Source organism: Mesorhizobium sp. B283B1A (genome assembly GCF_020165735.1).
Classification (GTDB): Bacteria; Pseudomonadota; Alphaproteobacteria; order Rhizobiales; family Rhizobiaceae; genus Mesorhizobium; species Mesorhizobium opportunistum.
Window position 1 is genome coordinate 213,810 of record NZ_JAIUIQ010000002.1, and the last position, 24,897, is coordinate 238,706.

23 protein-coding genes and 1 pseudogene are annotated in these 24,897 nt (G+C 64.0%); 7 read left to right on the forward strand and 17 right to left on the reverse strand.

Going from position 1 to position 24,897, the window contains the following annotated elements:
- Positions 1 to 15: 15 nt before the first annotated feature.
- On the forward strand, positions 16 to 882 hold the full coding sequence (gene yghU, locus LB577_RS02445; RefSeq protein ID WP_224685404.1) for a glutathione-dependent disulfide-bond oxidoreductase: 867 nt from the start codon (positions 16 to 18) through the stop codon (positions 880 to 882).
- Positions 883 to 990: 108 nt separating this feature from the next.
- Here yghU and LB577_RS02450 read toward each other — a convergent pair whose 3' ends face one another.
- Together LB577_RS02450 and LB577_RS02455 are read right to left on the reverse strand one after the other, a co-directional pair.
- Positions 991 to 1,293: a DUF1236 domain-containing protein gene (locus LB577_RS02450; protein ID WP_224685405.1), complete on the reverse strand. Its 303-nt coding sequence runs from the start codon at positions 1,291 to 1,293 to the stop codon at positions 991 to 993.
- A gap of 597 nt (positions 1,294 to 1,890) precedes the next feature.
- Positions 1,891 to 2,109 carry an exopolysaccharide production repressor protein gene (locus LB577_RS02455; RefSeq protein WP_023767209.1) on the reverse strand — a complete coding sequence of 73 codons (219 nt, stop codon included), beginning with the start codon at positions 2,107 to 2,109 and terminating at the stop codon, positions 1,891 to 1,893.
- A 245-nt stretch (positions 2,110 to 2,354) separates the two neighbouring features.
- Between LB577_RS02455 and LB577_RS02460 the strand changes: the two are divergent.
- Together LB577_RS02460 and LB577_RS02465 are read left to right on the forward strand one after the other, a co-directional pair.
- Positions 2,355 to 3,094, forward strand: a pseudogene (locus LB577_RS02460) (sulfotransferase family protein).
- 109 nt (positions 3,095 to 3,203) lie between these two features.
- Positions 3,204 to 3,491 (forward strand): hypothetical protein, encoded by a 288-nt coding sequence (locus LB577_RS02465; protein WP_224685406.1) that lies wholly within the window; start codon positions 3,204 to 3,206, stop codon positions 3,489 to 3,491.
- Between the two features lie 574 nt (positions 3,492 to 4,065).
- Here the strand turns inward: LB577_RS02465 and LB577_RS02470 are convergent.
- Together LB577_RS02470 and LB577_RS02480 are read right to left on the reverse strand one after the other, a co-directional pair.
- On the reverse strand, positions 4,066 to 4,251 hold the full coding sequence (locus LB577_RS02470; RefSeq protein WP_224685407.1) for a hypothetical protein: 186 nt from the start codon (positions 4,249 to 4,251) through the stop codon (positions 4,066 to 4,068).
- Positions 4,252 to 4,728: 477 nt separating this feature from the next.
- Positions 4,729 to 6,252 carry a WD40 repeat domain-containing protein gene (locus LB577_RS02480; protein ID WP_224685409.1) on the reverse strand — a complete coding sequence of 508 codons (1,524 nt, stop codon included), beginning with the start codon at positions 6,250 to 6,252 and terminating at the stop codon, positions 4,729 to 4,731.
- 305 nt (positions 6,253 to 6,557) lie between these two features.
- Between LB577_RS02480 and LB577_RS02485 the strand changes: the two genes are divergently transcribed.
- Positions 6,558 to 6,665 (forward strand): putative RiPP precursor, encoded by a 108-nt coding sequence (locus tag LB577_RS02485; protein ID WP_224685410.1) that lies wholly within the window; start codon positions 6,558 to 6,560, stop codon positions 6,663 to 6,665.
- 1 nt (position 6,666) lies between these two features.
- On the opposite strand, the gene LB577_RS02490 is transcribed toward LB577_RS02485, so the two are convergent.
- The 8 genes from LB577_RS02490 to LB577_RS02525 all read right to left on the reverse strand — a co-directional run bounded on the left by LB577_RS02490 (position 6,667) and on the right by LB577_RS02525 (position 15,341).
- The gene (locus tag LB577_RS02490; protein ID WP_224685411.1) at positions 6,667 to 7,860 is read right to left on the reverse strand and encodes a hypothetical protein; all 1,194 of its coding nucleotides are present in this window, start codon (positions 7,858 to 7,860) and stop codon (positions 6,667 to 6,669) included.
- Positions 7,861 to 8,001: 141 nt separating this feature from the next.
- Positions 8,002 to 8,772, reverse strand: a complete 771-nt coding sequence (locus tag LB577_RS02495; RefSeq protein WP_224685412.1) for an exodeoxyribonuclease III — start codon at positions 8,770 to 8,772, stop codon at positions 8,002 to 8,004.
- A gap of 7 nt (positions 8,773 to 8,779) precedes the next feature.
- Positions 8,780 to 9,424, reverse strand: a complete 645-nt coding sequence (locus tag LB577_RS02500) for an alpha/beta fold hydrolase (protein WP_224685413.1) — start codon at positions 9,422 to 9,424, stop codon at positions 8,780 to 8,782.
- A 229-nt stretch (positions 9,425 to 9,653) separates the two neighbouring features.
- A complete protein-coding gene (locus LB577_RS02505) occupies positions 9,654 to 10,778 on the reverse strand; it encodes a tetratricopeptide repeat protein (protein ID WP_224685414.1) in 1,125 nt (374 codons plus the stop codon).
- A complete protein-coding gene (locus tag LB577_RS02510) occupies positions 10,775 to 11,680 on the reverse strand; it encodes a Ku protein (protein ID WP_224685415.1) in 906 nt (301 codons plus the stop codon). Before LB577_RS02510 ends, LB577_RS02505 begins: the two co-directional genes overlap by 4 nt.
- Before the next feature lie 418 nt (positions 11,681 to 12,098).
- The gene (gene ligD, locus LB577_RS02515; RefSeq protein WP_224685416.1) at positions 12,099 to 14,600 is read right to left on the reverse strand and encodes a DNA ligase D; all 2,502 of its coding nucleotides are present in this window, start codon (positions 14,598 to 14,600) and stop codon (positions 12,099 to 12,101) included.
- A gap of 251 nt (positions 14,601 to 14,851) precedes the next feature.
- Positions 14,852 to 15,076 (reverse strand): hypothetical protein, encoded by a 225-nt coding sequence (locus tag LB577_RS02520; RefSeq protein ID WP_263495804.1) that lies wholly within the window; start codon positions 15,074 to 15,076, stop codon positions 14,852 to 14,854.
- A 61-nt stretch (positions 15,077 to 15,137) separates the two neighbouring features.
- Positions 15,138 to 15,341: a hypothetical protein gene (locus LB577_RS02525; protein ID WP_224685418.1), complete on the reverse strand. Its 204-nt coding sequence runs from the start codon at positions 15,339 to 15,341 to the stop codon at positions 15,138 to 15,140.
- On the opposite strand from LB577_RS02525, the gene LB577_RS02530 reads away from it, so the two are divergent.
- A complete protein-coding gene (locus tag LB577_RS02530) occupies positions 15,334 to 15,648 on the forward strand; it encodes an EthD family reductase (RefSeq protein WP_224685419.1) in 315 nt (104 codons plus the stop codon). The two genes, LB577_RS02525 and LB577_RS02530, sit on opposite strands and share 8 nt — an antisense overlap.
- Positions 15,649 to 15,655: 7 nt before the next feature.
- Here LB577_RS02530 and LB577_RS02535 read toward each other — a convergent pair whose 3' ends face one another.
- From LB577_RS02535 to LB577_RS02550, 4 genes are read right to left on the reverse strand one after another with little or no spacing between them, the layout of a single operon-like run.
- Entirely contained in the window at positions 15,656 to 16,879 is a 1,224-nt protein-coding gene (locus LB577_RS02535; RefSeq protein WP_224685420.1) for a GNAT family N-acetyltransferase, read from the reverse strand.
- Positions 16,880 to 16,907: 28 nt separating this feature from the next.
- Complete coding sequence (locus LB577_RS02540) at positions 16,908 to 18,140, reverse strand: GNAT family N-acetyltransferase (protein ID WP_224685421.1); 1,233 nt, start codon at positions 18,138 to 18,140, stop codon at positions 16,908 to 16,910.
- A 3-nt stretch (positions 18,141 to 18,143) separates the two neighbouring features.
- Positions 18,144 to 19,445 carry a hypothetical protein gene (locus LB577_RS02545; RefSeq protein WP_224685422.1) on the reverse strand — a complete coding sequence of 434 codons (1,302 nt, stop codon included), beginning with the start codon at positions 19,443 to 19,445 and terminating at the stop codon, positions 18,144 to 18,146.
- Entirely contained in the window at positions 19,442 to 20,611 is a 1,170-nt protein-coding gene (locus tag LB577_RS02550; protein ID WP_224685423.1) for a glycosyltransferase family 4 protein, read from the reverse strand. The genes LB577_RS02545 and LB577_RS02550 overlap by 4 nt, the downstream gene beginning before the upstream one ends.
- Positions 20,612 to 20,927: 316 nt before the next feature.
- On the opposite strand from LB577_RS02550, the gene LB577_RS02555 reads away from it, so the two are divergent.
- Together LB577_RS02555 and LB577_RS02560 are read left to right on the forward strand one after the other, a co-directional pair.
- On the forward strand, positions 20,928 to 22,097 hold the full coding sequence (locus tag LB577_RS02555; protein WP_224685424.1) for a DUF1972 domain-containing protein: 1,170 nt from the start codon (positions 20,928 to 20,930) through the stop codon (positions 22,095 to 22,097).
- Complete coding sequence (locus LB577_RS02560) at positions 22,094 to 23,365, forward strand: glycoside hydrolase family 5 protein (RefSeq protein ID WP_224685425.1); 1,272 nt, start codon at positions 22,094 to 22,096, stop codon at positions 23,363 to 23,365. Before LB577_RS02555 ends, LB577_RS02560 begins: the two co-directional genes overlap by 4 nt.
- 199 nt (positions 23,366 to 23,564) lie before the next feature.
- On the opposite strand, the gene LB577_RS02565 is transcribed toward LB577_RS02560, so the two are convergent.
- Entirely contained in the window at positions 23,565 to 24,896 is a 1,332-nt protein-coding gene (locus LB577_RS02565) for a VpsF family polysaccharide biosynthesis protein (RefSeq protein WP_224685426.1), read from the reverse strand.
- Position 24,897: the final 1 nt, after the last annotated feature.

Genomic DNA, 24,897 nt, shown 5'->3' on the forward strand with positions numbered 1-24,897 from the left:
CGCCCGAGGCCCGACATGACCGACTATACCCCGCCGAAAGTATGGACCTGGAACAAGCCGAGCGGCGGCGCCTTCGCCAGCATAAACCGACCGATCGCCGGACCGACGCATGACAAGGAACTGCCCGTCGGCAAGCACCCGCTGCAGCTTTATTCGCTGGCGACGCCGAACGGCGTCAAGGTGACTGTCATGCTGGAGGAGCTTCTGGCGCGCGGCCACGAAGGCGCCGAATACGATGCATGGCTGATCCGCATCAACGATGGCGACCAGTTCGGCAGCGGTTTCGTCGAGGTCAACCCCAACTCCAAAATTCCGGCCTTGATGGATCGCAGCGGCGCCACGCCAGTGCGCGTCTTCGAATCCGGTTCGATCCTTGTCTATCTCGCCGAAAAGTTCGGCGAATTCCTGCCCACCGAACAGCCAGCGCGGGCGGAGGTGCTGTCCTGGCTGTTCTGGCAGATGGGCTCGGCGCCGTATCTGGGCGGCGGCTTCGGCCATTTCTACGCCTATGCGCCGGAAAAATTCGAATACGCCATCGACCGTTTCTCGATGGAGGTGAAGCGCCAGATGGACGTGCTCGACCGCCGGCTGGCCGAAACGGAATATCTCGGCGGCAAGGATTACTCGATCGCCGACATGGCGGTTTGGCCCTGGTATGGCGGGCTGGCGCTTGGCCGCATGTACAATGATTCCGCCGAATTCCTCTCGGTCCACGAATACAAGCACGTGCAGCGCTGGGCGAAGGCGATCGACGAGCGCCCGGCGGTCAGGCGCGGCCGCATGGTCAATCGCGCCTTCGGCGAACCGGCTCTGCAGTTGCACGAGCGCCATGACGCCAGCGATTTCGACACGAAGACGCAGGACAAGCTCGCCGCCGAATAGGCTCGCTTCAAAAGAAAGCCCGCCACGAAGCCGCGGCGGGCTTTTCCCAAGAGTTGGGCTGGTGTCAATTGGTCGGTGTCGCACCCTCTTTCATGGCCAAGCCACGGATCAGTGCAGCACTTCGACGATTTCGCGCGTGTCGGGGTCGACCAGGACGGTCTGGTCGTTGATTACGGCGACGCGGTACCTGACGTTGGGTACCTCGCGCAACTCAACCCTGTCCGGCACAGGCGAGCCGAGCTTGAGCTCGACGCCCAAAAGGTTCACCGACGCCAGCGGCTCCTTCTTCACGTATTCGCGGACGACTGTCTCATCCTGTGGCTGCAAGACGACGGTTTCCGCCAAGGCCGTGCCAATACCACCCATCAGGACGATCGCGGCAGCCGCACTCGTAGCAAGATAATGTTTCATAACAACCTCCATGGTTGGCTATCTCAAACCCGCCCTGCAGGAAAACTCTGCCACCGTCGCGAGGTTCCATCTCTATTTTTGGAATAAACGCGCCACTCAGGCAAACTGATGAGAATTCCTGCCGTTAACAACATCGTGATCATGTATGAGTCATACAGACAAAAACTCAGAGTTATTTTCATAGATTCCATTTTTCGTTAAAAATATATTCAAAAACACTTTCCCCGTGAAGCACGGGGCCGTACTTTTTTACGGAGTGAATTCAATCTGGTCTGCCCATTGCCTTAGCAACAGCTAACGTGGAGCGCGCCGCGTCGTTCCCGGATACCCCTCCGCCGCGCACGAAAAAGGCCCGCCCTGCCGGGAGCAGGGCGAGCCCTTAACGGCGCCGGCGGAGGTGGCAGCCTCACCGGTCACATCAGGAAAACGCCGGCTCTGGCACCTTGGTTCCAGCAATCGAGCGGCGTGGCTGACATTCGTCGTTATCGCGCTGATAGCGCCCTTTGCCGGCTTGCCCTGCGCACCCGCGAATGGAAGGGCCGGTAGCGAAAAGCACTCCTGATCCACCCGGACATCATCGATCCCGGATGTCAGCCTTCAGAACCAAACACCATCCCGATGCAGCGGCGGAACAACGTTCACCGTATCCTCGCTTGTCGCGGCATGATGCGCGCGCCTGTAGATCAGCCGCACGACGAGCATGAAGTATCCAACCTGCAGGACAAGCAATGTCACGACCGTCCAGGCGAGCGCCTCCCAGAAAGAACCGGTGGCCAGATAGGTCCAGACCGCGATGACGACGGTCGTAACTGACATCCCTACGAGAAAATGTCCAAAATACATCGATCCCAAAATCGCCCGAACCGCCCCGGTTCAAACGACTCCCCTGCCTGAATTCCCATTGCCCGCGCACAACGTTTCATTATTTTAGCGACTTCGCAACTATGTGATCGCCCGATCCGGGACAGCTTGCGAAATTTGTTGCGCGACCGCCTTGGTCGGGAGCAATTTAATGCTCACGGACCGGGGTAATGGAGAAAACAAGTCCGAGGGATGGGGAAATGACGCTCAAACTGATCGGGGCCGGCTTCGGCCGCACTGGCACGTGGTCGACCTTTGCCGCGCTCAATAGGCTCGGCCTGCCTTCCTACCACATGCAGGAAGTAATCCTGAACAAGGCCAACAAAGGTCATCTCGATTTCTGGCGCAAAGTGGCCAACAGTGCGCCCGGCAGCCAGCACGACTGGAACCGTGTGTTCGCCAACTATACAGCCACCGTGGACAATCCCGGCTGCTGCGTGTGGAAGGAACTGATGGTTGCCTACCCCGATGCCAAGGTACTGCTGACGCTCCACCCGCGCGGCGCCGAAGCCTGGTACGAGAGCACGATCGACACAATCTACTTCACCGAGAATGTCTGGCAGTTCAAGATCCTGGAGTGGCTGACGCCGTTCGGCCGGAAATTCGGCGATATGTCGAGGAAACTGGTGTGGGGTCGCACGCTGAACGGTGTAATGGAGGACCGTACCAAGGCTGTGGCGCGCTACAACGCCTATGTCGAGGAGGTCATGGCAGCGGTGCCGCCGCAGAAGCTGCTGGTCTACAAGGTGACGAAGGCTGGGCTCCGCTTTGCGAATTCCTCGGCGTGGCGCTGCCCAACGAGCCGTTCCCCAACCTCAATGACCGCGAGACGATCAAGAAGATCATCCGCGATATCGTCAAGGGCTCCTATATCGTGCTGGGGCTGACGATCGCGGCGATCGTGGCGGTGGTCGCAGCGCTCTGGTGGTGGCTGGGCTGACGCGCAAGCCTTCGGCGGTCATTAGGCGCAACCCCTACCGCGATCAGGCGGGAACAAATGCACGCACCCCGAGTTTCGTTTCCAGTCCTTTCAAGGGTTGGAGGCCGGCATGGCACCGCGCGAAAAACCACGCACCGACATGGAAGAAGACGGTCCCGAGGCCGGTGGCCCGACCATCGAGCAGCAGGACTGGGACGCGGTCAAGGGCGGCCAGATCCTGCCTGACTCAGTGCCGGAAAATGGCGACATGCGCTACGGAACGGAGAAAGAGGGCGAACTGCCCGAGGAAGACGACGACAACGCCTACCAGGACAGTGACGACGCCCTCCCCGACGACGACGAAGAAGCCGCGATCAGGCGTGATTTGAACCGGGAGGGAGGGTTCGACGAGACGTGAGCCGTGACTTGATCCGATCAGCCGTTGGTGAATTTGCCGCTTCTCGACGACCTTGTTTTTCGCCTCGCGAGTGCCGGTAAAAAAGCTTCGTCGGCTATTTTTTTGACGCTTTCCTACCTCCGGCAGCGCCGCGCCATTATATGTCGTTTGACTAAAATAACGGAACGTCCAATGGACATTGCCGGAACCGAACAGGGCCCCTCGGACCTTTGCGTTCGGCCGCTAAGACCTTGGTCCTACAGGGAAACGCAAACGGCCGAATAAGGCCCTGCTCCGGGAACATCTGGCCCTTGCCGCCGTTTTGCCGCGAGGTCTCCTGACCTGCCTCATCTCGGAGGAACGAGCGGTGCCCCATCGGTCCATCATCATCAACACAGGCCACGGTCCAGGTACGGCGATTGCCGTATTGACGGTCGGATTGGTGGCGGTGGCGATTGTCTTCCTCATTCTGGGCGGGGCGCTCTATCTTGGCGAGCAGCCGTCCAATCAACATGGTCTCTCTTCCGTGCCAGCCCGATCGATCCAAGCGGCCGACCGAGGGGCGAACCGATGAGGGCATGGCCGGCTTGTCGTCTCAGAACTTGCAGTTGACCTTGCCGACGAAGAAGCCAGGGCTTGCGTCGCTTTCCGCCGCCGAACGATTGCTGGCGTCGCCATGGATCAGGAACCGGCCAACAGACGTCCACGCGCCGAAGCCCAGATAGTCCTGCTTGGTCTCATGGCCCGAACGCAGCGGATAAGAAAAACTGTTTCGCGCCATTGCCCCGCGAAGCAGAGCGCCGAATCCGCACCGCAGCTCCTGCCTATTCCGCTTTCGCGGAAGTTTCGAGCGCCCCGCAATGTGTCATGTTGCAGTTGCGGCGGTACGAGCCGCCCTGGTTGACGCGGACGCCCGAGCCATCCCAACAATGCGCCCCCCGTCCGCGTCGGCCATGGCAAACGAGTGGGACATGGGACGCGATCACGACTTTCCTGCCAGCCCGGCAAAAGCCAGCAATAGGTAGATATCGTGCTGGGCGGCTGCCTCAAATGCCTAGATACTGGCCGCCCGCCTTTCGCTCATTTAGATCCGCCGCAGAGGCCCAATCGATGGGATCGACGCGGTACAGTTTCTCAAGCATGGCATCGGCCAGGATGAAGGGCATGGCGCCCATTTCCGTTCGCAAATGGATGGATGAACACGCCCCTGTGGTGAGGCCGCACGGCTACGATTATGGCCCCATAGCCCGTCCCACTCTCACCCCGGCGCCCCCGCAAACAGCACCACGCCGTCGCCACCAGCGGCCGGCCAATCCCTGATGGTGCGGTCGTAGCCGCCGGTCAGCACCGTGCCGTCGGGAGCAGATGCCACCGCGTAGATCGGGCCGGTCTGGCTGTCGAACATGGCGATCTGGTTGCCGGTTTCCATATCCCACAGCCTAGCCGTGCCGTCGAGCGAGCCCGACAGCAGGCGCTTGCCGTCGGTCGACAGCGTCAACGTGTAGACGGTGCCCTCGTGACCCTCGAACCGCTTCACCTCGCGGTCGCTGTCGAGATCCCAGACCTTGATCGTCAGATCGCCGCTGCCGGTGATCAGATGATGTCCGTCGGCGGTAAACACGGCGCCGTAGGTGCCCTGCTCGTGGCCGTGCCAGCTGCGCAATTGCTTGCCGCTGTCGATGTCCCAGAGCTTGAGCGTGCCGTCGATGCTGCCGCTGAGCGCCTGCTTGCCGTCGGGCGAGACGGCGACCGCGCTGATCGACCAGTCGTGCCCGGGCAGCACATGCAGCACGGAATTGTTGACGAGATCCCAGACGATGACGTTGCCGGTGTCGTGGCCGCTGACGGCGTGCTTGCCGTCCGGGCTGATCGCCAGCTTGTTGACGCCGCCATTCTGGCCGGACTGGAAGACATGCAGCACGGCACCATCGGCGAGTTTTCTCAGCACGATCTCGCCGTCGTCGCCGGCCGTTAGCGCGCTGGTGCCGTCGGGCATGTAGAGCGCTGTCCGAGCCATGTCCTTGTGGACGCCGAGATTGCGGATCAAGTGCTTGCCGCCAACATCCCACAGCTTGATGACGTGGTCGGTGCTGGCGCTCAAGATCGATTGGCCGTCAGGCGCGACCGCCAGCCAGACGACCGCGTCGCGATGGCCGTCGGGCTGGGTTGGGGCCGCGGGCGGCGGTGGCGGCAACGGCGCCACCGTGGGCGGCGGAGTGACCGCGACCTCCGGCGGCGGCGCGGCAGGCATCTGCGGCGGAGCGGGCGGCACCGGTGTCGACGGCGGGTTGGCGGCTACCGGTGGTGGAGCCGGAGGTGCCGGTTCCACGGCTGGCGGCGTGCTGGCGACATCCTGGCTCTTCGGTTCATCAGGCTTGGGTTCGTCCGCCTTGGGCTCGCTGGCCACCTCGCCGCCGCCATCATGCCACGGGCCGAGCCGGTCAACAGCGAGCGCCGCCAGCACAACCAATGGCAAGGCAAAAAAGACCTTGCGAAGGCCAGGCCTGCCGGTCTCCCGCACCTCCGCCGTTCGGCCGAACAGAGGCGCGCTGGCAAGGTGCGCCGGCCGGCCTGGCAAAAGACCGGCCCAGAACAGCAACGCGCCGACAAGGCAGGCAAGTGCCGCCACGGAGAAAACCAGAAGCCGCAGGGAGGCCGCATCCTGCGAAACGGAGGCCCGACCCCAGGCGAGGGTAGCGACGAGCGGATAGATCCGCGCCAGGCAGCCGATGGCAACCGCGGCCAGCAGAAACGCCAGCACCCTGTCAGCAAGTCTGTTCATCGCACCCTCCGCCCGTCCCTTCGAGCCAGGTTATCAGCGACATCAATACATCGCAAAAATAGTGGGAAGCCCCGCGGCGGCGGCCTTCAGGCGAGCGTGATTGACACCAGCCGACGATGTGGCACACTTCCAAAGGGGATATTCTGGAGAGCACAAGCCTTGTAGAAGATTATGAGCGGCCTGCTCTGGTCAAGAAGGCAATTTGAAGTCGATCACCGCTTCGGTCAACGGCGGCGTGGTGGTTCCGGGCGGTGACTTAGGAACGCATCTGATTTTTTGTGGCGAAATATTGGGGAGACGGAACCATGAAGAAGACCTACGCGCGACCTGCTCTGGTCAAGAGAGGCAATTTGAAACTGATCACGGCCGGGACCAACGGCACGGCCGTGACCTCGAACCCGAGCCCGCAATAGTTCAGCGCGTCAGCACCAAATCGTCCAGCACCATCTGCCAATGGTGTTTCGTTGAAAGACGGACACGGGTTATTTCTTTGAGCATCGGGGCGTAGTGCAGCGGTGAAAGCGCCGATAGCGCCAGCGCATCGCTGGCCACCAGTTGCTCACCCAGCCAACACTCGATCAGCGCCATCTCCCCTTCCGACTTTAGCCATGCAGCGCTCAAAAGCACGGAGTGGAAACCGAACGGCGTCTCGCTCCAAAACTCGGCCGGGTAGCCACTGCTGGTATAAGCCACGTGGTCGCCCGAGACATTGCCGTTGACATAGCCTTCGCTGCCCTTGGTGTGGTCCTGCGCCATGGCGTTCAGGTTGCGCCATTGCAGCGCGGCATGGCCGCATGGGATTTTGCGGAAGCCTCGCCCGGTGACGTCGTCGAAGCCGATCGTGCGCAACGCCGGCTTGCCAGCCAGCGTTTGCGGCGACATCAGCCCGAGATCGGTCGGATAGGGCGAAAGCGCGAGCTGCCGGTCGAGGCCGCCGCCGGCGATCACCACCGCGTCGGCCTCATCGGCAAGCTCGAGCCGGAAGGCCGTGTCCGGCGCCAGCGCCCGCCTCTCCAGCTCTTGCCCGCTCGCCATCACCGACAGTGTCGCGGCGCCGTCCGCCGCCATCCTGCCGGCCAGGCTGCGCGGCGGCGCCAGGCCGACCGGCCTCGGCAGGTCCTGCGACACCAGACCGGTGGGCGAGCCCGGTTCCAGCCAGAAACGCTGCGATTGCGTCACGTTGGCACTGGGCGACCGCCATCCCGGTGGCACCGAAACCGAGAACCCGTAGGTGCCGGGTAAGCGGATCGCGGCATTGGCCGAAGATGTCGACATGGCAAAATTGGCAAAACCAACGTTGTTTGTCCTGGCGGAAGCCACAAAGCCACCCTGCTCGTTGAACAGCCGCACCATGATACCGGCCATCGGCCGGTCGCCCACACCATATTTACCGTCGCGGTCGACATCGAAATAGACAAAGGACGAATAGTTGACGGTGCCGGTGCTGCGCCCCCAATCGCCGCGCAAGGCATAATCGTTGGCCGGATCGGCCCGGCGAGCCGTGCGGCGACGGGACCGCGCTTGCCGCAACACCCAGACGACGCTTGCCGCGACCGCGATGATGGCAGCGGCCGAGAGCATGATTTCGACGAGGCCGAAATTATGCATGGCAGATACGCTTCGGTCGGCGATTGCTGTCGATGTTCATGGACAACCCGGCTGCAAGAGTAAGCAACCTAGCTCGCGACACCGCCGCTGCACAGATGGGTGCCGGCAGTGACGGCGTGGTCATGCCGCAAGGCGCGTGCTTCACCTCAACTCCACCCAGACCGGCGCGTGGTCGCTGGCGCCATCCTCGCCGCGCACGTCGCGGTCGATGCCGGCCCCTTTCAACCGGCGCGCCAGTGTCTTCGACAAAAGGATGTGATCCAGCCGCAGGCCCGCATCGCGCGGCCAGCGGTTCCGCCGGTAATCCCAGAACGTATAGAGCGTCTCATTCGGGTGCTTCTTGCGCAACGCATCGATCCAGCCTTGCTCGAGAAGTGCGGCAAAGGCAGCCCGGCTCTCCGGCTGCACCAGCGCGTTGTCGTCATAGGAGCGGGTGGCGTAGATGTCGCGCGGCTCGGGCACGATGTTGTAGTCGCCGGCCAGCACCACAGGCAGGCCGGTGTCGATGAGTTGTTCGGCATGTGCGTTGAGCCGCTCGTGCCAGGCGAGTTTGTACTGGAATTTCGGCCCCGGCCGCGGATTGCCGTTCGGCGCGTAGAGGCAGGCAATGACGATGCCGTTCACCGCCGCTTCGATGTAGCGGCTCTGCTTGTCCCCATCGTCGCGCGGCAAGGCATCGCGGGTCAGCACCGGCTCGGCGCCCCGCGCCAGGATGGCCACACCGTTCCAGGTCGGCTCGCCCTTCCACACGGCGCCATAGCCGGCATCTGCAAGCGCGGTGCGCGGAAACTGCATGTCGCGCGCCTTGAGCTCCTGCAGGCAGACGACATCGGGTCTGGCGGCAGCCAGCCACGCCAGCAGGTTTTCGAGCCGGCTGTTGATGTTGTTGATGTTGAAGGTGGCGATCTTCATTGGCGGGTCAGGAGGCGATCCTGCCGACCCAATCCCTCACCGTCTCCGCCAGCGTCTTCAAATGATCGGCCGTCGAAAACCCCGAAATGCTCTTGCGCGGCTTCAGATCGTGGTCGCCATCCTCCAGCCAGACGACCTCGATGCTGTCGGAAAGCTCATAGCCCGCCACCTCGTCCGGCGTGCCGAACTCGTCGCGCGTGCCCTGGAAGATCAGCGTCGGCGTCTTCAGCCCGATGAGATGCTTGGTGCGCAACTGCTCGGCCTTGCCAGGCGGATGGAAGGGATAGCCGAGGCAGACCAGCCCAGCGATCTCGCCCTTGGCGAACATCTCGTCGGCGACCATCGAGGCGACCCGCCCGCCCATCGACTTGCCGCCGATGATCAGCGGCCCAGTCACACCCCTGGCGCGAAGATCGGCGATCGCCTTGATGTATTCCGGGTTGACCGTCTCAGCTCGCGGTGGCGGCTTGCGATGGCCGTAGCGGCGGGCCGCCATATAGTGAAACTCGAAGCGCGCGACCTGGAAGCCGGCGGCGGCAAGAGCCTTGGCGGTGGCGGTCATGGAAGGAGAGTCCATCGACGCGCCGGCGCCATGAGCGAGCAGGATGGTGATGGGGGCGGTGTCGTCGCCGTCGAAGAGGAAGCTGGTCATGGGGTGGGGTCAAGCGCGACGGCGACGCTGCCAATCTCCCCCCTTGTGGGGGAGATGCCCGGCAGGGCAGAGGGGGGCGCCAAGGAATGCCGGCCTTTCAAATTTCCCCAAGGCGAGACGGTCTGCCATGAGCCGATCCGTCGGCGGGACAGCGTCCCTCTCTGTCCTGCCGGACATCTCCCCCACAAGGGGGAAGATCGGCTGTTATCGCGGCCTTCGCCAATCATGATCACCCCGCCGTCCGCGCCAGCTGCATATCCACGAACTGCACGCCCTTGGCCGCCACCCCAGCCCATTCCGACACCGCATCAAGCTCAAGATAGCGCACCCACAGCCGGCGTGCCTCCGGCAGATTGCCGGCGTCGAATTCGAGCCGGGCGAGGTTGAACACCGGATCGGCATAATTCTTGTCGAGCGCGATGGCCTTCTGCAAATGCCTTCGCGCCGAGGCCTCGCGGCCCTGCTCGCTCATCAGCCCGGCGAGGTTGAACCAGGCTTCGACGAAGGCCGGGTCGAGTTTTATGGCGCGGGCGTAATCATGCGCGGCCTCCGCCGCGTGGCCGCCGGCGCGCAGGCAGTTGGCGCGGTTGAAGGCGGCAATGGCATCGGTCGGGTCGATGGCGAGGCAGCGCTGGTATAGTATGGCGGCCCCGTCATGGTCGCCGCCCTCCTCCGCCGCCTCGGCCTCGGAAAACAGTTCCTCCAGCGTGTCGTCGCCACTGGCGGCAGCGCCGAGATCGAACAGCAACTGCCCGTCGAGTTCGCTCTGGCCGCCTTCGAGATAGATGGCGTCGGGCCGGCCGTGCTGCGAGCCGACATTGAGCGACTTGGCGGTCAGCGAGGCGACCGGGCCGGAGCGGTGCACGGAGCGCGCGATCGCGCCCCAGGCCGCGCCGCCGGCCACCAGCCCGGCATATTTGCGCGCCAGGATCAGGTCGCGAAAGGAATAGGGTTCCGCGTCATGCTCGAAGGCATCGAACAGCGAGAGCAGGTCAAGATCGGCGCCGGACAGCCGCGATTGCTCGATCAGCGATTGCCTGGACAACGAGGACGTCTCCGGCGCCGTCATCAGCCCGAGCAGGCGCAGAAAGCCGTTTTCGCTGATCAGCGTTCGCCCAGCCACGCGCTCGGCGGCGACACGGCGCTCGATCTCGGCATCGCCGCCTTTCGTCAATCCGGCCCTGGCAAGAAATGTGCGGCCAAACACGACATGCGTGGTGCGCCGGGTGATGCCACGCCTGAGTTGGCCGTGCCGGCGCTCGACCTCGCGCGCGGCGAGCCTGAGCGGAAACGCCGCCAGCGCGCCGATCGTGCCGAAGACGGCGCCTGGAACCGAAACGGCTGGTGCCGTCATTTCTTGCTCTTGCCGACCGCCTTCAGCAGATTGGCCTTCAGCGGATTTTCAGCCGCACCGCCCGCTGCCGCCTTCTTGGCGGCCGGCTTGGCGACTTCATCGGCCTTGCTCTTCGACTTGGCCGGCGGCTTCGACTGCGAAAGGCTGGCCTTCAGCGCATCCATCAGGTTGATGACATTGCCGCGTTCAGGGGCGGCCGCGATGATCGGCTTGTGCCCTTTGAGCTTCTCGCGGATCATGCCCATCAGGGCGATCTCGTAGCGGTCCTCGTAATTCTTCGGATCGAAGGTGGTTTCCTTCTGCTTGATCAGCGCTTCGGCGAGGTCGAGCATTTCCGGGTCGGGTTTGCCCTCCGGGATATTGCCGAAATATTCAGCCGTGCCGCGCACTTCGTTCGGGTTCCTCAACGTGCACACGAACATGCCGTTCTCGCGCGCGCCGATCGTCACCACCCGCTCGCGGCTGGACAGAACCAACCGCGCGATGGCGAGCTTGCCGGACTTGCGCATGGCTTCGCGCAGCACGGCGAAGGTTTCCTCCGCCATCGCGCCATCGGGCGCCATATAGTACGGCGCGTCCTGGTAGATGACGTCGACCTCATCCTCGTCGACAAAGGCCTCGATGTTCATCGTATGATTGGATTCGATCCTCACCGCATCGAGGTCGGTATCGTCGATGATGATGTACTGCTTGTCCTCGTACTCGTAACCCTTGACCAGGTCCGAGCGCTCGACGAGCCCGAGTTCCGGATCGACCGGCTTCATGTTGATGCGGTTGTGGGTCTTCTTGTGCAGCTGATTGAACGAGATGCGCTCGCTGGCGCTGGTGGCGGGATACAGCCGCACCGGACAGCTCACCAGACTGAGCTTGAGATAACCCTTCCAACTTGCCCTGGGCGCCATGATACACTCCTACGCGGCCATGCACTGACAAAGAACTGCAGCGCTTTCCGTCCGAAGGACGGTTGGCGCCGTGGAAATCCTACACCGACCCCGCACGATACCGGCAAATCCCTGACGAAATCTTCCGGGACGTCTTTGAGGTCGTTGGGGAGAGAATAATTCAAATTGTCGGAACCGTCGATGGACTGGGCGAAACCATGCTCTGCTGGAGGGACAGCACCCCCTCTGCCCTGCCGGGCATCTCCCCCGCAAGGGGGGAGATTGGATGTCGCGAATGCCTTCGCCAATCTCCAACATTGAAAAACTGGCACTACCGGCGACGCTGCCGATCTCCCTCCTTGCGGGGGAGATGGCCGGCAGGCCAGAGGGGGGCGTGAAGGATCGCGACGCTTCTGACCTGCGCTCCTAGCTAGCAGCACTACCTTACCGGCTGGAACACCGGCAAATCCCGCGCGAACTCCTCGATCTCCGCCCAAGGATCTCCCGACGTTTCCAACAACCCCGGCAGCGACGAATAGTTCAGGTCCTGCGGCGCATCGATCGTCTCCAGGTCGCCCCAGCTCACCGGCGTCGAGGCCGGCAGGTTGGTGCGCGCGCGCAGCGAATAGGGGGCCGCCGAGGTGTGGCCGCGCGCGTTGCGGTGATAGTCGATGAAGATGCGCTTCTTGCGGTTCTCCTTGCCCATGGTGGTGGTGAAAGTGTCGGGCGCAGTCGCCGCCAGATAGGTTGAGATGGCGCTGGTTGCCTGGTGCAGCTTCTTCCAGTTCTGCTTGCGTGTCACCGGAACCGTGATGTGGATGCCGTTGCCGCCCGACGTCTTGGCGAAGGGCACCAGTCCCAGCCGCTCCAGTTCGCCCTTGATGTGGACGGCGGCCTCGACCACCTCGCGCCAAGAAATCCCCTCGCCCGGGTCGAGGTCGAAGACGATCTGGTCGGGTCTGTCGAGATTGGTGCGATGCGTGCCCCAGGTGTGGAACTCGACGACGCCGAACTGCGCCAGCGCGAGGTAGCCCTTGGCGCCTTCGACCGAGAGGTAGGATTTCGTCTCGCCCTCGGAATTGGTCGCCTCGAACGTCGCCACCGAAGGCGGCATACCGGTGAAGGCGTGGCGCTGGAAGAAACAGTCCTTGGGCAGGCCGGTCGGGCAGCGCACCAGCGACACCGGGCGGCCGAGAATATGCGGCAGCATGAAGTCGCCGACCAGCGCGTAGTAGACGGCGATGTCGAGCTTGGTCGGCCCGGTCTTGCCGAACAGCCGCCGGGTCGGGTTGGTGACCCAGATGGTGGCGAGGTCCGCCTCCGAGATCAGCCTTTTGCGCTTGGCCGAAACCGGCGTCGACAGGCCGACATCGCGCAGGCCCCGGAACACCGCGTGGCGCAGCGCATTGTCTGATGTGCGGTTGGCATAGTGGATGTGGGCCGAGAACAACGGCTTCACCCAGTTCATCTCGCGCATGATCTCGCGCGGCACGCCTTCCGGCGCGGTCGCGCCCAATGTCAGCGTCTCCAGCCGGGCGAGCAGGTCGGCGGCGGTTTCGGCATCGAAACCGGTACCGACCTTGCCGCGATAATGCAGCTCTCCGTCCTCGAACTCGGCAAGGCCAAGCGCGGCGAGCCCCTCGGCCGCGTCGGATATGGTGAAGCCGGCGATGACGAAATCGCCGGTCTGCCGCGCCTTGGTCTTGGTCCAGCTCTTGGTGCGGCCGCTCTGATAGGTCGCGGTCGCCCGCTTGGAGACCACGCCTTCCAGCCCGAGCTCCGAAGCCTGGTCGTATAGCCCCTGCCCCGAACCTTCGACATGGTCGGAGAACTGGATGGCGGAGTTGGCGCCCAGCCCGCCAAGCAATTCGGCCAGCAACGCCTTGCGCCGAAGGAGCGGCGCCTTCGTCAGGTCCCAACCGTCGAGATGCAGGAGATCGAAGGCATAGAAATGCAGCTTGCTGCCGGCGCCCTCGGCCAGCGCATCCTGCAGCAGCGCGAAGCGGCTGATACCTCGGCCATCGAGCACGACGATCTCGCCGTCGATGATGGCCTCACGGCACGGCAGTTTGGCAAAGGCATGCGGAAGATCGCCATAGCGCTTCGTCCAATCGATGCCCGCGCGGGTCATCAATCTCACCGCTCCGTCTGTGAGATGCGCCATGGTGCGATAGCCGTCGAACTTGATCTCGTGCAGCCAGAGCTCGTTTGTGTTCTCGGCAAGGCTTTCGCCGCCCGGCGGCTTCGGCACCTGTGTCGCCAATTGCGGCTCGATGCGGCTCAGCGCCCGCGCCTTGACCGCGCCGGGCAGCGTGCCCGGCTTCAGCGACCCGGGCTTGGGCGCGGATCTGGCCGCCGGTTTCGCGGACGCCGCCAGTTCCTCGATGCGCAATCCGGATTTCACGCTTTCCGGCCGCGCTTCCAGGATGTCGAGTGCGGTATCGGAGGCAAGGTCGCGCTCTTTGAACAGCAGCCAGTTTTTCTTGTTCTCATCCTCGCCGGGTTTGAGCTTCAGCCTGGTCAGCATCCAGCCGCCATTGAGCTTTTCGCCGGCCAGCCGGAACTTGAAGGCGCCTGTCCCGAGGCTCTTCTCGACATCATCCATCGGCGCCCAGGTGCCGGCATCCCAGACGATCATCGGCCCGCCGCCATACTCGCCCTCGGGGATGACGCCCTCGAAGTCGATATATTCGAGCGGATGGTCCTCGGTCTCGACCGCCAGCCTTTTATCGGCCGGGTTGAGCGAGGGCCCGCGCGGCACCGCCCAGCTCTTCAGCACATCGCCGACCTGGAGCCTGAGATCGTAATGGTCAGCGGTGGCATGATGCTTGTGGACGACAAAGCGGCTGCCGTCAGCGGTGATCAGTCCGCCGGCGGGCTCCGGCGTTTTGGTGAACTCGCGCTTGGCGCGATAGGTTTTGAGTTTCGGAGGCGTGGTCATGGCATGGAGCGAAGTACGGCAGCCAAATGCCAGCGCCGCGTTCCGTCACACCCCCCTCTGTCCTGCCGGACATCTCCCCCTCTAGGGGGGAGATCGAACTTCACGCCCGCCATCGCGAATGTCGAACGTTGAAGGGGTAGCGCGGTCGGCGAATTTGCCAATCTCCCCCCTTGTGGGGGAGATGTCCGGCAGGACAGAGGGGGGCGCCGTAGGGCGCTACGTTTGCACCATTCGCGATTGTTCACTTGGCCTCAATCGTCAGCAGCCGGCGTCAGCTCGAGCTCGGCCGGCGACAGGCCCTGCTGCAGCTGGGCGAGGCGGAACTCATCCACCCAATAGGCCTCGCCATCGACCAGCACGCGCGCCCGGTAGGCGCCGTCTGAAAAGCTTTGCGCGGTGATGTAGACCTTGTGGCGGTCGAGCGCCTTGCGCACTGCCGCGCGCTTGGCATTCTGGCCGATGACGGGACTGAACATGACGCTGCCCTCGGTCTCCCTGACACGCAACACGGCCGCTCCCGCGGCCCGGCGACTGGCCTCAAGGATGACGGAGACGCACGGTCCTGTCAATTTCGCGCAGCTCAGTCAAATTCTGCCAGGCTTTTGAAGAGGTTTGGGCCTCGGCCTGAATCAAAACATGAGACCGCTGTCGAAATCCGTTCTCATGGAACGACATTGGTGCGGCGGCGATGAACATCGCGTCGCCGATCACGCCAGACAATGGGAGCACCACAATGGCCAAGATGCTTGTCATCTACAAAACCCCCGCCGATCCGGCTGCCTTCGACCGGCATTATTTCGACATCCACGTGCCGCTGGCCAAGCAGCTTCCCGGCCTGCAACGCTACGAGATCAGCCGGCGGCCGATCGTGAATGTCCTGCAGGGCGAGGTGCCCTACATCGTGGCGACGCTTTATTTCGACAGCCTGGAGGCCATCCGCAGCGCCTTTGCCAGCGAGATCGGCCGGGCCTGCGCCGTGGACAGGCGCAAACTCGCCGGCGATGACGATCTCGCGGCGATGCTGCTTTTCGATACCGAGTCGCTGTGAACTGGCTTCAGTCCTTCAACCGCCGCAAACGGCGCATCACGCCCTGCACGGCCTTGAACAGCCCTGGCCGGGAGCGGATGAAAAGCTCGGTCTTCCCGCGCAGCCTGATAAAGGCCGTCGAGCCCCTGCCCCGCAGCGTAATCGGCACGCATAGCTCGGCCAGCACCGAACTCGACGCGCCGATATGCTGCTTATAGCCTTGGCCGCCGACCGACAGGTCGAAATAGTCGAGCCCTCGCGCACGTCCCCACATCATCAGCTTGCCGATCATCGTCAGGCCCGGCGCAGCGTTGGCGACCGCGTCCTGATCGATCCCGAGCAGAAGGGCGTGCATGGTGCCCTTCATGATCAGCACGTACATGACGGCGAGATAGTCTTGACCGACACGCAGCCCGAAGACTCGCACTGATCCGTCGGTCAGGCCCCGCATGGCCGCGTCGCGGTAGAAGTCGACGACCGGCGCCTGGGTCAGGAGGTCGAAACGGCCGAGCTCGCGAAACCTTTTCAACCGCAGTTCGAGGAGCTTGTCGAAGAGTTCCTGCGTCAGCGTCGGCGTGTCGGCCTCGACCAGGGCGAGCCCGCCCATTTGTTCGAAACGGCGGCAATGCTTGTGGAAATTCTTGGCGAAGGACGATTTGCAGATGCGCTTGATCAGCGTCTCCGGTTCGCCGTGAAGGACGAGGCCCGAGGCGATCTGGATCGAGTCGCGCGCCACCCAAAGCAGCGCCAGCGGATTGGCGACGCCGTGGATCTGCTGCGGGATGCCCGCGATGTGGATGCGGTCCGCCGGCGGCAACACCGAGCGGATGGTGGCCCAGGCTGCGTCGGCACCTTGCGTGGTCCATTGTCTCTTGTCCGCCAGCAGCGGTGCCGAATAATCGCATACGCCGCAGCTCAGCCATTCGATCACAGTGTGGCCGAGTGCCCGGCGCCGCATCAGCGGCAACAGCATGACAGGCGCGCCGGTGGCGGCGTCGTTGACTTCGACGACGAGCAGGTCGGCGCCCTTGGGCATCAGCCGTTTGGCGATCCCTTCCACCCAGGCAAGGCTCTGGTGGCCAGTACACAGGCCATGCGCCTCAACGAGCAGCCATAGCAGCCTTACCGTGTCGAAGCTGGTGTGCAGCCGGGCCGTAAAGCGCTGGGTTGCAGCAGCACCGGCGACAGTCGGGGAAGGCGAGCCATCGGGCAAATCCGCTGTCGGAGTCGTTCGCATCGCGTAGCTTGCCACATGCTTCTCCTGTCATTGCGGCTCGCTATCAGGATCCCCCACGCAAACGCCGCAAGCCTCGCATCAGTCCCTGGGCCGCCTTGAGCAGCCTTGGGTTGGAGCGCACGAAGGCCTCGGCCCGGTTGCGGAACTCGATGGCAGCGCCCGCGACACTGCCACGCATCGTAACCCCCTGGCGAAGCTCGGCCAGCACCGAACCCTTGGCGCCCATATGTCCCTTATAGCTCTGGTTGCCGACCGACAGATCGAAATAATCGAACCGCCGCTCGCGCGCCCAGCCTATCAGCCTGCCCATGATCAAAAGGCCAGGTGAGACGTTGGGAACCGCATTCTGGTCTATCGCTATCAGCAAAGCGTGAACAGTGCCTTGATGGACGACCAGATATTGAGCGGCGATCAGAGCCTCGCCAACACGCAGCCCGAACAGCCGCACCGATCCGTCAGACAGGCCCCGCAGGGCGGCCTTGCGATAGAAATCGACAACCGGCTCCTGCGTCAGCAGGTCGAAACGGCCCATTTCGCGAAAGCGGTTGAGCCGCATCCGGACCAGACCGTCGAAGATGAGCTCGACCAGGGCGGGTGTCTCGGCCTCGACAAACTCCAGGCCGCCGAGCCGTTCGAGCCGGCGCCAGTCCTTGCCGAATTCCTTGACGAAGGATGGCCTGCACAGGCGCTTGAGGACGGTTTCCGGGTCGCCGTCGATGGCGAGCCCATAAGTGGTCTGCATGGAATCGCGCGTGGCCGCGAGCAAGGCCAGTGGATTGGCGACGCCGTCGATCCGCCGCGGAATTCCGGTGATGTGGACGCGGTCCGCCGGCGGCAGCACGGAGCGCACCGCCGCCCACGCAGCCTGCGCGGATTGTGCGGTCCACGCGCTCGCATCGGCCAGCAGCGGCGCCGAATAGTCGCAGACGCCGCAGCTCAGCCACTCGATCACCCGATGGCGGAAGGCTGGCCGCAGCATCAGCGGCACCAGCATCAGAGGCGCGCCGGTCACCGCGTTGTTTACTTCAACGATGAGCGCCTCCGCGCCGGCCGGCATCAGCCGCGCCACGATCCCCTCGACCCAGGCAAAATGCTGGTGGGCGGTGCAGACACCATCCGCCTGGAAGCGCAGCCAGAGCGGCCTGACCGCCTCGAGGCTTGTGTGCAATCGCGCCGTGTAGGCGTCGTTCGCAGGGACAGCGGCAGGTTGGGAGACCTGTCCGCCGGGCAGGCCGTCCACCGCAGCAATTTGCACTGCCTCGCCTGTCAAATCCATCTCCTACCGCTTTGCCGCGGCGAACGGAACCGCTCGCCGCCACGTGCCCGGCCGGCTGTTGCGCTGCTGGTCCGGGTGCTCGATGTTCCACATGCGATGACGCACGAAATACCATGATGCCACGAGCACGAAGATCTCCGAGATCGCGGAACCCGCCAGCGACCAAGGCGGAGAGGCTATGGCCAGCAGGATCGCGATCAGCGCCAGCCCGACGATCGCGCCGCCCGTCGTGATGAACGCGACGATGCGGAAATCGCCGAGGATCTCGAGCACGATGCGGGGCATGATGTAGAGCATGATCGGGACAAAATTCGCGATCACGAACAGCCCGATGAAGCCCACCGAGGCATCCTGTAGGGCTTGGGATTTTATCATCGGCAAGACCGCCATGATGGCGCACCCATAGACCAGGCCGCCGAGCCCCATGACGAGCGACCAGATTTTTGCCTGCGCCCAGACACGGGCCGTTTCGTTGTTCCGCATCAGCTTCGCCAGCTCCGGCTGCGTCATGTTCACGAAGGCAAGACTGATGATGCGCAGCGGGGCAAACAGCACCAGCACCGCCGCCAGCGGAGCATAGGCGGCAGGCCCGGCAATGCCGGCGACCAACAGCGCCAGGCATTGGCCTTGGATGTTGGTGGTGGTGGCGCTGAAACCCGACCACCGCAGTTGGGGCCAGAGCCTTGCATAGCGCCGCCGCGTCGGCATGCGGAAGCTGATGCGGATCGTGCGGCGCGCCAGCCGAACCAGGACGACGATGCCAAACACATTCGCCGCGGCGAGAGCATAGAACACTGTCTGCAGCGCGCCCTGGGCGAACCAGATGGTGAACCCGGTCAGGACGGTGCCGGCGATGGTGAAGGCGGCGTCGCTGATGGAGACCACCACCTGCTGGCGACGGGCGAAGAATGCCGTGCGCATGTGGCTGCGCAACGACCATGCGCCGACAAAGCAGCCGGCGGCGATGCCGCTCGGATCGCCCAACACGCGCATCAGGATCGCGGTGCCAACGGCCATCAAAAGCGCCACCACCACCGCCGCCGTCCCGAAGGCGACATCATGGGCGTCGACGCCGGCGCTGTTGGTGCTCTTGCTCATCCAGATCGAGGCGGGAACGGCGGTGAGCGATCTGATGTAGGACAGGCCGACGCCGCCCATCACCATGCCAATGGCGAACAGGCCGTAGCCTTGTGCCGACAGCATGTGCAGCAGCGTCAGGTTAAGGGCAAAGTGAAAGCCGCTCTGCATCGCCTCGCCGCCGACCATCAGCACGAGGCGCCGCACCAGATGGCCCGGGAATCTCACGATCGTGTCTCCGCCTGGCGACTGCTTGCCGCCCTGCCCGGCCTTGCCATGGTCGCCTTCAGCTTGTCGGCGGCGATCGCCGCGATCGCGGCCGCCGCGACCGGTTCGCTGAAGACCGCCTCGTAGCGCGCGCGGCCTGCGGCGACAAAACCGCGCCAGGCCTCGGGAGTGAGGATGATCTCCTGCAATTTCTTCGACAGCGCCGCTGGGTCGCCTGGCGGCACATGCCAGCCAGTCTCGCCGTCGCTGACCACCTCGACCAGTCCACCGATCGCCGACACCAGCGGCGGCCGGCCATAGGCCATCGCCTCGATGGCGACACGGCCCAGCGATTCGGGGCGTCGCGACGGCACGGTGACGATGTCGGCCCAGCGATAATGCTCCGAAGGGTCCGGTATGAAAGGCAGGACGCTGACACGCCCGGTCAGGCCCATGCTGCCGACCAGTTCGGCCAAGGCGCGCTCGCGCTCGACGCTTTCGAAGGCGCCGCCGACCAGCCGCACTTCGATCCTCGACTTGAGCTCCGCCGGCATGGAGGCGATCGCCTCGAGCAGCACTTCCTGGCCCTTGATCCGGTTGATGCGGCCAAGCAGCAGCACCCGCAGTGGGCGCTTGCCGTCATAGGTCATCGCTTCGGCCGCCGGCGGGCCGGCAACGCCGTTGTAGACGACATGCGAGCGCGCGGATTTGGGCTCACCGAATGCGGCGCGGGTTGCGCGCGAGTTGAAGATGAGATCGGCATGGCTCCAGTGCATCAGGCCGACGAGGATCCGACGCATGGCGCCTTCGGGAATTTCATGGATGTGCAGCACCGCCTTGCTGGGCAGGAAGCGGGCGGCCAACGCGTAATCGGCGACGATCGAGGTGTTGACGTAGGTGAGATCGCAATTCCTGAGCCGCCGCCATGCCCGCAGCACGGCAACCGGCAGTCGGGCCATCTCGACGGTGGCAAGGCGCGCGATGGCCTGGCGCCTCAGCACCCACAGCGGCTCGAAGACGATGCGGCTGGCATGCGGTTCGAGGATTCGTACGATCGGGCCGCTGCGCGGCAGCACGACTTCGATGTCGGCGGACGGAAACGCCGCGCGCAACGCAGCGACGCTCTCCGCGAAGCTGCGGTCTGAACCATAGAGTTCATATCCCTGATGAACGCAGGCAATCCGCATCTTTGTATCCCGCCAGGTGCTGCACCATCGCATTGACTGACGGCGTGCAGAAACCGCTACGCAAAAATCATGCCTGGCTTGATCTGCCCGGCCGCCGGCCAACCAACCATTGCACTGCCTCGTTTCGATGCAGCTACGCACAGAAGGGTTGACCGAGAATGAAACAATCACCGGTCCAACACTGTTTTTTTACAACCCGGAGCGATGATCACCTGCCCAAACGTGAAGATTATGAGATGGCACGGAAGTTGCCGGTCTCTAATTATTAATGCAGCAATTGCTAATATAAAGAACCTCTCTGAAAGCGCCAACAGCCATGAAATCGGAAAAGCCTTCCATCCTGATCCTGGGGACCCGCGGCATCCCCGCGGCCCATGGCGGCTTTGAAACCTTCGCCGAGAAGCTGGCGCTTTTCCTTGCCGGGCGCGGCTGGAAGGTCGGCGTCTACTGCCAGGAGGAGGTCGAGCGGGTCGACCGGAGGATGCGCACCGAAACCTGGCGCGGCATCGAACTCATTCACATCCAGGTCGCCTCGAAAGGACCGCGCGCGACGCTGGAATTCGATTGGCAATGCGTGCTCGACGCCGCCCGGCGGCCCGGCGTATGCCTGGTGCTCGGTTACAATGGCGCGGTCTTCCTGACCTGGCTCAGGCTGATGCGGCGCAAGATTATCACCAACATGGACGGCATCGAATGGCGCCGCCCAAAATGGGGACCGGCGGCACGCACATGGTTCTGGCTCAACGAGTGGATCGGCGCCTGGGCCTCGCACCGCCTGGTCGCCGACCATCCTGTCATCGCAGACCATCTGGCGACGCGCCGGCCGCGCAGTGCCATCACCACCATCGCCTATGGCGCCGACCCGGTGACGGCGGCACCGGAGGCGCCGGTTCGTGCGCTCGGCCTCGAGCCCGGCAAATACCTGATCTCGATCGCGCGCATCGAGCCCGACAACAACATCCTGCCGATCGTCGAGGCCTTCTGCAGCCAAAAGCGCGACATGAAGCTGGTGGTGCTGGGCACGCTCTCCGACGAAATCCCCTATCATGTCGCCATCCGCAAGGCGGCGAACGCCTCTGTGGTCCTGCCGGGCGCCATCTACGACCAGGCGACGGTGAAGGCGCTGCGGTATCACGCGCGCGCCTACCTGCATGGCCACACGGTCGGCGGCACCAATCCTTCGCTGGTCGAGGCACTGGCCGCCGGCAACATGGTGATCGCCCACGACAATCCGTACAACAGGTGGACCGCGGGTGCCGCCGCCATCTTCTTCAACGATACGCAGAGCTGCGCCGAGCGGATGCAGCAGGCGCTGGAGGACGACACCCTGGTCAAGGCCTGCGGTGAGGCAGCGAGGACCCGCGCCCGCGAAGCCTTCCGCTGGGAAGATGTCCTGGTCGCCTACGAAAATGAAGCCTACCGGCTTCTCGGCGTAACCGCTGCCGAGAGGGTCGCGATCGACCGTCCCTCGGCCGGCGCGGTATGACGGGCTGGTCCCGACGGCGGGTTCTCAGGACGGCGCTGTCGCTGGCGCCGGCAGCAGTGGCGCTGGCACCGGTTTCATCGGCAACGCCCGCCCTCGCCGCCAGTGGCGAATGGCGCTTTCGCCGTGGCGTCAACGCCTGGCCCTGGTTTGCGCTGACGCGTGAATTTCCGGCACCGCGAACCGACTATGCCTGGCCGCCGTTCCAATCGCAGCGGCCGGTGCCGACACCAGAGGATCTTCGCCGGCTGCGCAAGACCGGGCTCGATTTCATCCGCCTGCCCGTCGATCCCGGCCCGTTCCTGGCAGCCGACGCCGCCACGCGCGGCAAGTTGCTGGACATGCTCGACGCGGCCGTCACCGCCACAATCGACGCCGGTCTCGGCATCATCGTCAACGTCCAGGCCAATGGCGCCACCCACTACTGGAACCCCGACCGCATGGTCTCCAGCACCGCGGCGCCCGAATTCGCGGCCTATCGGGCGCTGGTCGGCGAGCTTGCCGGCAGGCTCGCGCGGTTCACGCCGGGCATGGTGGCGCTGGAGCCGGTCAACGAACCGCCGCAATCCTGCGATTCCAACGTCTGGTCGCAGGTCCAGCTTGCCCTTCTGACGGCGGCCAGGGCATCGTCCGCGACCTTGCCGATCGTCGTCACCGGCGGCTGCGGCTCGATGGTGAGCGGGCTGGCCGCGCTCGATCCCGAACCGCTGGTTGCCTTCGAGCCGATCCTGTTCACCTTTCATTTTTACGAGCCCTATCTGTTCAGCCACCAGGGCGCGCCCTGGATGCGCGAGCCCGTCTACCGCGCGCTGAACAATGTGCCATGGCCGGCCTCTGCCGGTTCGCTCCACGCGACGCTGGCCTCCGTCAGGGCACGCATGGCCAAGGATACCGAGACCTCCGAAGCGGACAAGAAAGCCGCCTACGCGGAAACCGAGCGCGTGCTAAAGGTCTATTTCGACGCCCGGCCCGACCGCTGGTTCATCGACAAATATCTCAGCCAGGCGCGCGACTGGGCCGACAGCCATGGCATTGCACCGGACCGTGTCGTCCTGGGCGAATTCGGCGCGCTGCGCACCGACGCGCGTTATGTGGCGGCACCCAATCCCGACCGCGCCCGCTACATCGCCGATGTCAGGCAGAGCGCCGAGGCGTTCGGCTTCCCCTGGGCCTTCTGGGACCTCTTCGACGGCATGGGCATGATGGACGACACCACCCGCGCTCTGGACCCGGCGATGGTGGAGGCGCTTGGGTTGAGGATGCCGGAGTAGGCGTCTTTCTAAATACGGTTGAGTTCCTTGGCGCCCCCCTCTGTCCTGCCGGACATCTCCCCCTCAAGTGGGGAGATTGGCAGTTTTGGCGCCGGCTCGTTGCTTGCAACATAGGCGATTGGCGAAAGCCGGTGCGACATCCGATCTCCCCACTTGAGGGGGAGATGTCCGGCAGGACAGAGGGGGGCGCCGTAGGGCGCTACCTTCGCAACCCCGGTGCGCTCCGCCCCACCGCAGCCCACGCCGGCCTGTACAGCACCAGCGCGATCGCCACGAATTTCGTCATGAGCGTCGTCTTGGAGGCAAGGCTCTCGGAGGTGTTGAGCAGGATCAGCCAACCCAGCATCGGCAGCCAGATGCCGGGATGGCAGCGGCGTGCGACCTCGTGCATGAACAGGGTGAAGCCGAGCAGCATCAGCAAGGTGAAGAACGCGCCCTGGTAGAGGACCAGGCGGATGATCGGATTCTCGATGCCCTGCTCGAGGCCGTTGATGCGGCGCATACTTTCGAGGAGATCGATATCGGGCCCGACGATCAGGTCGCGCAGTTCCAGATGCTTGAAGAGCTCGAACATTTCGACCCGGGCATTGGCGCTGCCGCTGTCCGACACGAAGCGCTCGAGCAGTGCATCGAAGAAGCCGTAGGAGAACAGCATGGCGAACACGACCGGCAGCAGCGAGGCGAGCATGACCGCCAGGGCGGCGCCCGGCAGGCTGATACGTCCTCGCCGCAGGTAAGCCACGCCACTGACAAGCAAATAGATGCCACCGAGAACAATCGTCGTCACCATCGCCGAGCGCCCGCCGAACGCGACCAGCGCGGCGAATTGCAGCCCGACCAGCCCGAGCCGCATCGGCATCGACAGCGATCGTGAGCCCGAAAGCAGCGCCAGCACATAGATCGAGGTGATCGTGGCATTGGCCAGCGGATGCCCCTGAAGGGCGGTCGAGCGCAGGTCGGAGACGAACACCTCGCCGTCGAGCCGGTAGGGGAAGATCAGCGTCTTGGTCGCGAATTCGAACAGCGCCAGCACTGCATTCGCCGTCATGACCGCATGAACGACCGTCTGCAGCCGGGCGAAGGTCCGTTCGTCGTTCTCGCTCAGCATCATCACCAGCAGCGCCGGTGTCACGAACGTGTCGATCATGCCGGCCATGCCGGGGCGTTGCCTGACGATGACGATGATCAGCAAAAAGATCGAAATGACTGCCAGCAATGCACTGGCCGGCCGCCTGTCGGCGACATGGACGGTGTAGCCGACCGGATTGCCGAACGTGCATGAGCGCCAGACAAACGCCAGCACCAATACATAGGTGGACGGGTGGATCTTGGTCGCCGGATTGCCGACCAGGCCGTCATAATTGTAGCCCACCAGCCATAGCATGCCGCCCGAGACGGCGAACAGCAAAGCCACCGTCGCGACCAATCCGAAGCGGGTCACCAAGTCGACGGAGCTGCCGGCGCGGGGCGCGGCGGCTTGACCAGCTTCTGTCCAGCTGGCTGCCGGGTTGGTGGCCCGGACGGCAGCCATG